Origin of the sequence: Bacillus sp. UNCCL81 (assembly GCF_900112535.1) — a bacterium.
In the GTDB taxonomy this organism is placed as follows: Bacteria; Bacillota; Bacilli; order Bacillales; family Bacillaceae_G; genus Gottfriedia; species Gottfriedia luciferensis_B.
The window spans coordinates 108,781-120,759 of the sequence record NZ_FOMF01000005.1 but is presented as its reverse complement, the minus strand read 5'-3'; the positions used below and the strand labels follow the sequence as shown (position 1 = coordinate 120,759).

The window sequence follows — 11,979 nt, the reverse complement described above, 5'->3', positions numbered from 1 at the left end:
TTGCTTTTATTCGGAATGCATTCTATTCTAAGTCAAGATGCACTCTTCATATGAGTGCTTCGTTGATCCTTTTGATAATTCACAATAATAATACCTGACGTAACCATTATTAAACCAATAAACACAAGATAAGATAACACTTCATTCAGCATGATTGATGATAAAATAACACCAAAAACAGGAACTAAGAATAAGTACATTGATACTTTTCCAACCTGGTTATATTTCATGACATTGTTCCACAGTATGAAACCTACAGATGAAAGCACCGATAAATAAACTAGCATGCCAAACGTTTTTAAATCAAAGTGAAACGGTAAAAACCCTGCCGTTAATCCACCAATTAATAACAATCCAATTGAACCGATCATCATTTGATATGCCGTTAAATAGGCAACATCGACTTTCTTTGCAGCTTCCTTAGCAAGTACATTACCATAGCCACCAAACGCCATTGCAAACAATAATAAAATTTCGCCAATTCCTAAATGTAAAGAAAGAGTGCCCTTTGTAATATTCACGATAATTACACCAGCAAACCCTACTGTTACACCAAGAATCTTACGCAAATTTAACCGATCATTTTTATACATAAAATGCGCTGCTAAAAGTTGAAAAAACGAAGTCGTTCCAGCAATAATTGAGCCTTGGACTCCAGTTGAAAAACTCAATCCAATATAAAACAACACATATTGTAAAAATGTTTGAAACAAGCCTACTTTTCCTACTACAAAAAAAGTATCTCGCTTAAAAGTTAACTTTCTACCGATTATCGTAAAAAATATTAAAATTAATAATGAGGCCAAAAAGAAACGATAACCCGCAAAAATCATTTGTTTCCAAATCTCATTCTTCCCAATATGCAAGTGCTCATAACTTAGCTTAATAAACGGAAATGCGCTTCCCCATAAAAAAGTTGTAATAACCGCTGATGCAATCACTCCCAAAGGATGTGTAAAAAATCTCTTTGCAGACATTGTTTCCCTCCATAAGCCTTTTTCTCTCTATAGAATACAGTTTATTCTATCATCTATAGGACATTCCTTCTATCTGTTTGATTTTAAGATTGGCCTGAAGTTAAAGACAATTGTTGGAAATCTTTATATGAGATTTTAAATTATGATTTTAATCGCTTATACCCTAAAAAATGATTTTTCCAATATGAGTCATTTATATTAGAAATCGTAACGCCAGTACTGCTACCAGCTTGAATAAATTCATTTTTATTTATCATAATACCCATGTGTGATGGCCCATACGTATATGTATTTTGAAAAAATATTAAATCACCGGGCTGTGAAGTTGTTACTTTTTGGAATAAGGTATTGTTATGCCAATAACCCGATACATTTGTTCTTCCATACGGCTTACCATTTTCCTTAAGGACATAATAAATAAAACCACTGCAATCAAAACCCGTAGGAGATACTCCTGCCCATTTGTAAGGAACTCCTAAAAATTGTTTTGCAAAAGAAATCATATTTTGCTCATCGTATGTCGAATCATTTGAATGATCAATTTCTTTTTTAGTATATCCAGCACTTATATAAGCGGTTTTTCTTTGAAAGATGATCTTGTGCCAACCATTTGAAGTTGAAATAACGTCTAATTTCTGATCTTTTATCGCACTACCTATTATATTGTAATTCGTTCCCGCTCCTGAGCGAATATTTACTGTAGCTCCAGTTACAATATATTTACTCGTATTTGATACTGGTTCTTCATCTTCAATTTTTCTTTGTTTTTGAACATAACTGCCGCTTATATATCCGGTTCTTCCTTGATAAGTAATCTTGTACCAACCATTTGAGGAAGATATGACATCTAATTTAGCATTCTTATTTACGCTTCCTAAAATACGATAATTCGTTCCTGCCCCTGAACGAATACGTACGCCGTCCCCTGTTGAGATATAGTGATCCACGTATGAAATCAATTCTTTAGGTTGATTTGTAATTGTACTTTCTGCATCCGCTTCTAATAGATCCATAGAATTAATACATGAAACAGATCCTATAATTGCAATCGATTGTATAATTTTTTTTTTCAAAATCTCCACCAGCTTTTTATTTTTATTTATATTTGCTATACTTTTTTGAATTTGAAATAGATAAACTAGGATTTAATGTAGTAACAAATATGTATTTAATGTCCTTACTGTATAAATATCGGTTGGAAGCTTAAAATTCTTTAATGAACATCAGAAAATTTATTAATCAAAAGAACCGTTAAAATTAAATAAGCGGACTGAAGTCATGTCTGCCCACCCGTACCTCTATTTTCACAACTCGATCACATTCATTAAAAAATTTTTAATCTAAAAGTAAATTTTTTTCTACACATTTAAAGTAATGTGGTAATATATATTTAATAAGAATTATTTTAATTAAGAAATCTGTGAACTACACAACTAAGAGATTAAATAAATAGTAAGGGGTCTTATAAAATGTACGCTGCTGTCCTAGGACGGCAGCTTTCGTCGTTTTATAAGGATAGTGAATTTGATTATTTTTCTCAATTAAAAAAAAGAAAGGGGTATTTATTATGGAAGCAAGTCCAAAAGTTACTACGATTCATGCTACTTATGAAGCCGACCATGTAGAATCTACATCATTTCTTTCAAAACATGGAGAATTAATTGCTGCATTAGTTTCTGGTGTATTAATTCTAATTGCTTCATTCGTTAAAAACGATAATTCAATCATGTCGATCATTTTATATGTTTTAGCATTTTGTATTGGAGGATATGCAAAGGCAAAGGAAGGTATTGAAGATACGATTGCTGAAAAGGAACTAAACGTTGAAATGCTAATGATTATTGCGGCAGTTGGTTCAGCTGCAATTGGATATTGGACTGAAGGGGCAGTACTGATTTTCATATTTGCATTAAGCGGCGCACTCGAAACATATACGTTAAATAAAACAAATAAAGAGATTTCTTCATTATTATCTCTTCAGCCACAAACAGCAATTCGATTAGTTGATGAAGTTGAAGAAGTTGTCAGCATTAAAAGTTTAAACATTGGTGATTATATTTTAATTAAAGCTGGAGAACGTATTCCTGCTGATGGTCAGATCGTTAAGGGCGAAACATTAGTAGATGAAGCTGCTCTTACAGGCGAATCAATACCAGTTGTTAAAAACTTAAATGATGAAGTGTTTGCAGGAACAATCAACATTAAAGGAACACTAGTAGTAGAAATTACGAAACATAGTGATGAGACTCTTTTCCAAAAAATCATTAATCTTGTTCAAACAGCTCAAAGTGAACAAACACCTTCTCAACAATTCATTGAAAAATTTGAAGGTGTTTATGTTAAAGGAGTATTAATTGCCGTAGTATTCATGATGTTTTTACCGCATTTTGTATTAGATTGGTCATGGACAACAACATTTTATCGAGCAATGATTTTACTAGTTGTTGCATCACCTTGTGCATTAGTAGCATCGATTACACCAGCTGTTTTATCTGCAATCTCGAATGGAGCAAAGTCGGGAATTCTTGTTAAAGGCGGTATTCATTTAGAGCGATTAGGTGTATTAAAAGCAATCGCATTCGATAAAACTGGTACTTTAACGATTGGTAAGCCAGAAGTAACTGGTTTTGAGAAAATAGAAGATTTTGATCGTACAGAGTTATTATCGATCGTTGCTTCAATTGAAAGATACTCAACTCATCCTCTAGCTTCAGCAATTGTTGAATACGCTACGAAACAAGGAATCACAGTATCTTCTTCATTTGAACAAATTGATGACCATCCTGGTTTCGGAGTATCAGCGATTTTAAATGGATCTGAGTATAGAGTAGGTAAAAAAGAATTCGTAACAATGAAACAAAATCCGCTAATTCATTTTGAACAAAAATGGGAACAAGAAGGAAATACAATTGTTTATGTAGGTACTCAAGATAAAGTTGTTGCGATTTTCTCATTAAAAGATTTAGTTCGTAACGAATCAAAACAAGCCTTATCTACTTTAAATAAATTAGGTGTTAAGACAGTCATGATTACAGGTGACTCTGAACAAACGGCCAAAGCAATTGCTGCCGAAAGTGAAATCAATGAATACTTTGCATCTTGCTTACCTGATGAGAAAGTTTCGATTGTTAAAAAGCTAAAAGACAACTATGGTCAAGTTGCAATGGTTGGTGATGGTATAAACGATGCCCCTGCTTTAGCAACTGCAAATGTAGGAATTGCAATGGGTGGAGGAACTGGAGTTGCTTTAGAAACTGCAGATGTCGTTTTGATGAAAAACGATTTAACAAAAATATCAAAAGCAATCACTTTATCTAAACGCATGAACAGGATCGTAAAACAAAATATTATCTTTTCACTAAGCGTAATAGCATTCCTGATCTGCTCGAATTTCCTACAAATCATTGATTTACCATACGGAGTAATCGGTCACGAAGGAAGTACAATTTTAGTTATTCTTAATTCATTAAGATTATTAAGAGATTAAAAAAAAGCATCGTACAAAATTGTACGATGCTTTTTCTTCTAAACTGAACTGTAATGAGCTTTTTAGCAGGAAAAGCAACTATTTTAGTCAGTTTATAAATTAATGGTAATCATTATGTCCGTTTGCCGAACCGCTAGTTTTGCCCTTTGGATGAGAGCTACTTTTTTGTTTCTTATTGGATTTATCATTATGGTTTTTCTTATTATTACTCATTTTAAAGTTCCTCCCTTTTTGAAGTCTTTTTTAGTTTACCTCTCTAAAATAAGACTACTCATGGAAGAAAACTCCATTTATATTATAGAAGAAATTATTTTGGATTTGGATTATTAGGGTCAATTAATTTTGGTTTTGCTTTGTGATTACCATACTGTCTTTGCTTTATTAGTGCATTAAGCTCTCCACCAATAATCACAACCATTGCTGAAATAAAAAACCAAATCATCAAGACAATAATTCCACCTAAACTACCGTAATGACTTGTGTAATTACCAAAGTTATCAACGTAAAAAGCAAATCCAAATGAAGAAATGATCCATCCAAATGTTGCAAATAATGAACCAAAAAACACCTTTTTAATGTGAACTACTTTACTCGGTCCAATGGAATATAGAACAGTAAATACAATCATTAGAATCACAAAGCTTAGTGACCAGCGAATTAAGCTCCATGTATATAAGAAATCCTGAGATATATCTAAAAATTGAAATACAGACTTAGCAATTACTTTCCCGAACACTGGTATTAATAATGCAAAGACAATTACAAAAATCATAATAATTGTTAAAAGAATTGAAACTCCTCTTGTAACAAAATAATTCCGTTTATCCTCTACATCATACGCATCGTTTAGTGCTCGGATGATTGCATTAATCCCATTGGACGCAGCCCAAATAGTTGCAATTAACCCTACTGATAAAACTCCACCATGTGATTGCCCGATTATTAACTGCAAGTTACTTCGTATAATAGCCATAGCATCTGGCGGAGCATATTGACTCAAGAATGACAATATTTGATCAGTAGAAAGCGGTAAATAGGTTACGACTTGAGTTAGAACAAGTAGAAATGGAAAAAGAGATAGCATTAAGTAATATGCTAGCTCTGCTGAACGAGATACTATTTCGTCTTCCATACACTTTTTCACTAAATCCCAAACAAATGCTACAATAGAATTCTTTTTCTTAATCAAATTGACACCTTCAATTGTTATTCTTTAGATGTATTACCTGCCAATAAAATTGATTCTACTTTCTCTTGTACTTCATCTGCATTTTCATCAGTTAAATCTTCAATACCTTCAAGAGTAGCTTCTAACTGCTCGTCAGTTTCAGAAGATTCATTTTCATGGTGTACCTCTAGTGAAGTCGCTGAAATTTGTGATTTACCTTCTTCTAAATCGATTGAATCTTCAATTTTCGCTTCTACAGCTTCAACTGCTTTTTCTGATACTTTAGAAGAGCCTTTATCAAACTTATTTAATGTTGAATCTTTAATTTCGATCCATTTATCTTTTACAAGCTGTACATTGCCTTCTAATTTCTCAACTGAGCTTTGTACTACTCTCAATTGATTTCGAACAGCACCTTTTACGATTTCTGGATCTTCTTTAATTTGATTTAATTTGTTTGTTACGCTTCTTCCTTTACGTGAGATTTTCTCACGATTTTCCTTGTTAAGTAGAGTAACTCCTGCACCAATTGCGACTCCGACTAGAATATTGCGTAAAGCTTTGTTACGTTTTGACATTCTACATCCTCCTCTAAACTGTTAATTGGTGTTGCTTTAAAATATGCTGAAGTAAATGAGAGCATCCTTCTGTAATGATGTCATATACTTCATTAAAATTACCCGTATAATATGGATCAGGCACTTCCTTCCACATTGATGCTGGAACATAATCTGAAAGTAGTGAAATCTCTCCTATACAATTATTTCTTGCTAAATTCATTAAATCCTCTTTATTCTGTGCATCCATAGCAACAATATAACTAAAATATTTAAAGTCATTTTCTGTCACTTTTCGAGCTTTCATACCTTCGCAAGTTATACCTTTTTCACCCAATAAACCTTGTGTTCCCTTATGAGGAGGGTGACCTAAATGCCAATCTCCAGTACCAGCTGAGTCTATCATAAATTGTTTATCTAACCCTTTTTCTGTCACTAAATGACGAAAAACAGCCTCAGCCATTGGCGATCGACAAATGTTACCTAAACAGACAAATAATACTTGAATCATCTCAATGTCTCCTTCAAATTATTTACACTTTCTGCCAAAATTTAGCTGTTTCTTTCGTATTCATTCTACACGGTAAATTTTAAAATGAAAAGCAAGCCATTGTGAATAATTTATGACCAGTATAAATAAGATAAAAGTTATAATGCTTATTTTTTACATAATAGCTATGATTACACTCATTTTTTAAAAATAATTTTAATGATTATCTAAAAAGTTAACTCTGTTAATGTTTTTCGCAAATCTTACACAGATTCCATTAACAATCGCTAAATATTTTTAAATTTTTAAAGATAAATTAATTGTATTTTTAAATGACCTTGACTATATTTAGTAAAGACAACTAAATGTAAGCTAAAACCACAAGGGGAGCCATTTGGCTGAGAGTGAATAGATTAGCTATTCTTACCCTCTGAACCTGTTAGTTAGTACTAACGTAGGAATGTGGCACGATGAAAAGCAATGCCGGGATCATCATGCTACCCAGTATTGCTTTTTTTATTTATTCCTACTGAAATCTCCCTAGTTCGAAATGTGGAAACGGCTCGTTTTTGCCCTGGCACCAGAAAGGGAAAAGCGCTGGAACTAGACATTACAAAATGTGTGCGACTATTCGCCCAAACATCATTAATATGTTTCACTACTTAAGTTGTCCACAAGATAAAGGGGGGAAATATATATGAAGACATCAAAGATTCAATTAATGACAGAAATAGCAATGTGTGCAGCACTAGCAATCATTTTTGATTTTTTACCATTATTTACTGCACCTCAAGGTGGCTCTGTATCATTATCAATGATTCCAGTTTTTCTAATTGCTTTTCGTTGGGGATTAAAACAAGGTTTAATTACTGGCTTATTATTAGCAGCACTACAAATCGTTACTAAGTTATATTTTGTTCATCCAATCCAAGTATTTTTAGACTATATTGTCGCATTTACAAGTCTCGGGTTAGCTGGTCTTGTCTATAAACAAATAAAAAATAGTTTAGCAAATGGTAATAAAAAAAGTGCAGCAGCTTATATCATTTTAGGAACTTTTATCGGCTCGTTAGCTCGTTTCATCTGCCATTTTATTGCTGGAATTGTGTTCTATGGTTCTTACGCTCCAAAAGGAACTCCAGTTTCACTTTATTCATTAGTATATAATGCTTGGTACATGGTTCCTTCCTTTATTATAAGTGCAGTTCTATTAATCATTTTACTTTCATCTGCACCAGTTCTTGTTCATGTTAAAAAGAACCGAAATCAAGCAGCTTAATTTAAAAAGAAATGAAAACCCCTTAAAGTAGAAATTATTGCCTACTTCAAGGGGTTCTCTTTTTATATTCGCAAATGGATTCTATTTCCGTTTATTTATAAGCCTTCTGTTTTTAGGTTATTTTTTTCCATTAATTGAAATACTCTTACATAATTTTAAAGTGGTGTATCTGCTAATGTCCAAGTTAATGACGTCTTATATTGTGCACCAACTACTTTATAAGCCGCGCCTGGTACGAAAAGTGCCACACTAGTCGCACCATCTGTTTTATTCTGTCCATATGCAATCGTCCACGTTCCAAGACCTTTACCTTGATCTGCAAAAGCTACATCTTGTGGAGCTCCATTTGGATCTAATATGACTGTATTTGCTTCTGGTTTATATTGAACAGCAGTGGTTGAATTTAAAAATGGATTCGTTAATTTTAATTCCGCACCCGTTAACTCATTAACCCCACTCTTGAATTGGCCATTTTGTTGAACTGTTAATTTCCATCCTGTATTCGTTCTACGATGGTCAGTTACTTGAATGAAATTTGGTACTTGAATAATCGATTCATTTGAAGCTTGCTTTACTTGATCTAATTGTGCAGTATAAACTTTGTTTTGACCTGAAATTTCCTGCTCGCCAAAACGGAAGTTTGATACATAGTCAATACTTAATGCACTCTTTGTCCCTGGTTCATGAGGGTCTTCAGGATCTGTTGGATTTACTGGCATTACAGGATTCGTTGGATTCATTGGATCGACTGGCATTTTTGATTCTGCTGTTACCGTTACATTTGTTTCTGTACTCGTATTCCCTGCTACATCAGTTGCTGTTACACTCACTACATCTCCTGCATACAATGTCTTTGGTGTAACATTTGCCGTGTATGAACCATCTGCTCCGGCTGTAGTAGTTAGAATCGAATTGTCTTGTAATTTTATATTTACAGTACTATTCGGTTCAGCAGTTCCAGTTATCCTTGTACTCACATCTTTAATTGGGTTCACCTCTGGAGGTAGAATTGTTTTGTCCACCGTAAAGCTAATATCCTTTTTATTACCAGCATGATCAGTAATCACTAAGTTATGAGCCCCATCTTGTGGATTGACTGTCCCAGAAGTAATACTTATACCATCTAAAAATGCTGTGTTTATCCCACTTAGAGTGTCACTAAAAGTAATGTTTTCTGCGGTAATATTGTTATATAATTCCCCTTCAACATAGTTGGTAATAGGTGCCTCTTTATCAATCCTAACTGTAAACTTAGAACCTGTATCTGTTCCTGGATTACTTTGGTTTCCAGAATCATCTTTTACTCGTATTTGAATATTAGTTGTACCTTCGTTTGTAACCGTGTAGTCTACTCCGGTTATAGTACGATTACTTAAACCATTTGTACTCCATGTGTTACCATTATCTGTTGATACTTCGTATGTTGTTGGATCGATTCCATTATCGTCAGTTGCTGTAAAATGAATCGACGTATTTTTATTGGTCCATGCTGTGCCACCTGTATACCCTTCTGGAGTGGTCACATTTGCACCCGTTATTTTTGGTGCCTCTGTATCTAATAACGTTACAGAAACATCTACAACTTTAAAGATTGAATAGCCATCAATAGGACCTAGGACATAATCATCGAAACTAATAACTAAATTAGATTCATTCCCCATCGCTGTGAAAGTAGTGGTTGCGTCTTGAGGCCCTGTGTATTCTCTAAATCCTCTGTCAGTTAAATTGGTAGATGTTTCTCTGTCAGTTACAAACCAGTCGTATCTTAGTTTGTCATTAGTATTTTCAATAAGTTTAAAAGACAAATTAACAGTATATGTTTTTCCTGGAATTGTTTTGACTCGTTGTCTCATCGCTATATACTCTTGAGATGAAGCAGTGTTCAATAGTTTTAATAAAATTCCATCGCCAGAAGGTTTAACATAGGCTTTTGATTTAGGACTACCAGATACTTTATACCAACCATTATCTTCTACCAAATCAAACAGATAGGGTTCAGAAGGCTGTCCCTCATTAAAATACCCCGTAAATGCCCAGAATGGAATAGTTGTGGTTTGATGATCTAAATTAAATGTAGGGTTTTCTACTAAATTTGGAAGTGTTGCTGCTTCAACAATATTATTTTTGAACATCCCTTGTAATTCGGCTGATTTTGGTAGAATACCACTTACTATCACTCCAAAAATAGAAGCAAAAACAGTTGCTGTAAAAAGTATTTTTCTTTTTCTAACCAATCTATTTCTTCCTCTCCAATTTAAATATAGTATTTATTTCAATCTTTTTTCTTTGAACGTCTAACCAAAAAGAATATAAATATAATCAGTAAAAAAAATAGACTCCCTCCAATGAGATACCTAATTGAATAGTCTCTTTCTACGTCTACAGCAGTAGTGTTAAGTTTCTCGGCTGTATTGTCCCTTATGGTAAATGTTCTTGTCCAATCCCAAGTTTGTTCTCCGTCGGTAGCTTTCATTTCTAAACGGTAAGTACCTGATTCAAACGCTTGGCGATCCCAACTAATTGCATAATCAAAGTTTGAATTAGGTGCCATCCTTAGATTCTCTTTTTTTGTTTCATGTAGGATTTTTTTCCCTTGTTCCGTATATACTTTCGCATCTACGCTCAAATTTTTTAGCATAGCTGGCTCTATATTTTGTAAGTTAGCAGTTACAACATTGCGTGCATTGATTTGTGTTGGTTTAATTTCATTTAATTTTAAATCTGGCTTGATTACTTTATCGGTTTCTCTTAATAAAACACCAATAACATACGCATATTTATTTTTTATTTGAATGCTTCCATCTTCTTTTTTAGCTTGTCCCCCGTCTTCTTCCTCACTAAAATGGAGTCCACCCAATATAACACCATCGAATTGCTGCTTAGGCATCTCAATCGTAATCTCTACTGTTGCTTCACTTTTTGCTTGAATTTTCGTCTCTTTTTTTACCTTAGCTATATTAGTAAAAGGAATATCTAACGTATTGTCTACTTTTGGATTTGAAATACTGTAATCCGCAATTCCATTACTATTTGTAATCGCTGAATTAGCTTTTGCTTCAACAACTATATTTTTATCAGTATTATTTTTTATTTGAACTTTCAAGATCTGTTTTTGGCCTGGCTTCATTTTCAAATCAAAATAAGTTTTGCTTTGATCAATTTGATTAGTTGGAATAACAGGCGATACGGCAAAATTCATCTCAGCTGCACTTGCATGAAAATTATTAATATTAATTAGAAATAAAATAATCATAAATTTTTTTAGTACATTCATAGATAGCTCCTTTTTTTGATTTTGACTAAAAAATTTCATGCAGTTTAGGTAACTGTTATTTTATTGAACTTACAGTTAAATATGTGAAAAATGTAACATGATTAACTTCGATGGTTCAACGACATTTTTTACCTATGTCAACGGTAATCACGCTGAGTTTTAACTGGTTTTTTGTTTTGGTTGTTCTTCTTAATATTTTAGGTTTAACTGCTACAAATGCTGATGTCACTTACTTTTAATTAAATTAATCCAACTAAATAGTAAAAGCATTCTATCCACATTTTAAATATGCATTTAAATTTTGAACACTTTGTGAATTTTGGTTATCTGTCCTTTTCTTCAGTCATATATATGAATACAGAAAAGTTTCGAAGGGGGTTTTAACATTGGTCTATGATGTAATCATCTTTTTCTTTTTTGTAATTATTCTTCTTGGTATGATTGGGTCACTATTTTTATTATTGAAAAATGCTTTAAATGAGGATGATGCACTTAGAAATGATGCACTTAGAATTGATCCGAAACTTTCCCTGCCTAAAGAAAATGATCATTCATAGAATAACCCCCATCCTTAGGGATGGGGGTTATTCTTTTGAGAAGTGAGGTTGTCAGTTAGTGTTAATACAATCATTGCCAAGTATGAACCCTTTATGAGTAAGTATTTTTCATCATTTTGCCATTTTACTTACTCATGAACCCTTTATGAGTAAGTACTTTTCATCATTTTGCTATTTTACTTACTCATGA

General features: G+C 33.1%; 10 protein-coding genes and 1 riboswitch. Of the genes, 3 read left to right on the top strand and 7 right to left on the bottom strand.

Annotation, left to right across the window (positions count from 1 at the left end):
• Positions 1 to 32: 32 nt before the first annotated feature.
• Both BM319_RS12580 and BM319_RS12575 read right to left on the bottom strand, forming a co-directional pair.
• Positions 33 to 977, bottom strand: coding sequence for a DMT family transporter (locus BM319_RS12580; protein ID WP_025568574.1), 945 nt, complete (start codon positions 975 to 977; stop codon positions 33 to 35).
• A 140-nt stretch (positions 978 to 1,117) separates the two neighbouring features.
• Complete coding sequence (locus tag BM319_RS12575; RefSeq protein ID WP_091022933.1) at positions 1,118 to 2,050, bottom strand: C40 family peptidase; 933 nt, start codon at positions 2,048 to 2,050, stop codon at positions 1,118 to 1,120.
• A gap of 494 nt (positions 2,051 to 2,544) precedes the next feature.
• On the opposite strand from BM319_RS12575, the gene BM319_RS12570 reads away from it, so the two are divergent.
• On the top strand, positions 2,545 to 4,464 hold the full coding sequence (locus BM319_RS12570) for a heavy metal translocating P-type ATPase (protein WP_025568572.1): 1,920 nt from the start codon (positions 2,545 to 2,547) through the stop codon (positions 4,462 to 4,464).
• A 307-nt stretch (positions 4,465 to 4,771) separates the two neighbouring features.
• Here BM319_RS12570 and BM319_RS12565 read toward each other — a convergent pair whose 3' ends face one another.
• The 3 genes from BM319_RS12565 to BM319_RS12555 are packed head-to-tail and all read right to left on the bottom strand — an operon-like array spanning position 4,772 to position 6,700.
• Positions 4,772 to 5,653, bottom strand: coding sequence for a YihY/virulence factor BrkB family protein (locus BM319_RS12565; protein WP_286143752.1), 882 nt, complete (start codon positions 5,651 to 5,653; stop codon positions 4,772 to 4,774).
• A gap of 17 nt (positions 5,654 to 5,670) precedes the next feature.
• Positions 5,671 to 6,210, bottom strand: coding sequence for a hypothetical protein (locus BM319_RS12560; protein WP_025568570.1), 540 nt, complete (start codon positions 6,208 to 6,210; stop codon positions 5,671 to 5,673).
• 13 nt (positions 6,211 to 6,223) lie between these two features.
• Positions 6,224 to 6,700: a low molecular weight protein-tyrosine-phosphatase gene (locus tag BM319_RS12555; protein WP_025568569.1), complete on the bottom strand. Its 477-nt coding sequence runs from the start codon at positions 6,698 to 6,700 to the stop codon at positions 6,224 to 6,226.
• A gap of 352 nt (positions 6,701 to 7,052) precedes the next feature.
• Positions 7,053 to 7,157: riboswitch (TPP riboswitch) on the top strand.
• 219 nt (positions 7,158 to 7,376) lie between these two features.
• On the opposite strand from BM319_RS12555, the gene thiT reads away from it, so the two are divergent.
• The gene (thiT, locus tag BM319_RS12550; RefSeq protein ID WP_025568568.1) at positions 7,377 to 7,958 is read left to right on the top strand and encodes an energy-coupled thiamine transporter ThiT; all 582 of its coding nucleotides are present in this window, start codon (positions 7,377 to 7,379) and stop codon (positions 7,956 to 7,958) included.
• Between the two features lie 155 nt (positions 7,959 to 8,113).
• Here the strand turns inward: thiT and BM319_RS12545 are convergent, their stop codons facing one another.
• Both BM319_RS12545 and BM319_RS12540 read right to left on the bottom strand, forming a co-directional pair.
• Positions 8,114 to 10,192 carry a WxL domain-containing protein gene (locus BM319_RS12545; RefSeq protein WP_091022931.1) on the bottom strand — a complete coding sequence of 693 codons (2,079 nt, stop codon included), beginning with the start codon at positions 10,190 to 10,192 and terminating at the stop codon, positions 8,114 to 8,116.
• Between the two features lie 38 nt (positions 10,193 to 10,230).
• Positions 10,231 to 11,232: a WxLIP family cell surface protein gene (locus BM319_RS12540; protein WP_069032750.1), complete on the bottom strand. Its 1,002-nt coding sequence runs from the start codon at positions 11,230 to 11,232 to the stop codon at positions 10,231 to 10,233.
• 386 nt (positions 11,233 to 11,618) lie between these two features.
• Here BM319_RS12540 and BM319_RS24720 point away from each other — a divergent pair, with 386 nt between their 5' ends.
• Positions 11,619 to 11,789, top strand: a complete 171-nt coding sequence (locus BM319_RS24720) for a hypothetical protein (protein ID WP_175403452.1) — start codon at positions 11,619 to 11,621, stop codon at positions 11,787 to 11,789.
• The last annotated feature ends 190 nt before the right edge of the window (positions 11,790 to 11,979 follow it).

What these genes read in the sequence shown, in the direction of transcription:
- BM319_RS12560 (WP_025568570.1), bottom strand. Translation starts at nt 6,210, where the DNA reads ATGTCAAAACGTAACAAAGCTTTACGCAATATTCTAGTCGGAGTCGCA.
- thiT (WP_025568568.1), top strand. Translation starts at nt 7,377, where the DNA reads ATGAAGACATCAAAGATTCAATTAATGACAGAAATAGCAATGTGTGCA.
- BM319_RS12570 (WP_025568572.1), top strand. Translation starts at nt 2,545, where the DNA reads ATGGAAGCAAGTCCAAAAGTTACTACGATTCATGCTACTTATGAAGCC.
- BM319_RS12555 (WP_025568569.1), bottom strand. Translation starts at nt 6,700, where the DNA reads ATGATTCAAGTATTATTTGTCTGTTTAGGTAACATTTGTCGATCGCCA.
- BM319_RS12540 (WP_069032750.1), bottom strand. Translation starts at nt 11,232, where the DNA reads ATGAATGTACTAAAAAAATTTATGATTATTTTATTTCTAATTAATATT.
- BM319_RS12580 (WP_025568574.1), bottom strand. Translation starts at nt 977, where the DNA reads ATGTCTGCAAAGAGATTTTTTACACATCCTTTGGGAGTGATTGCATCA.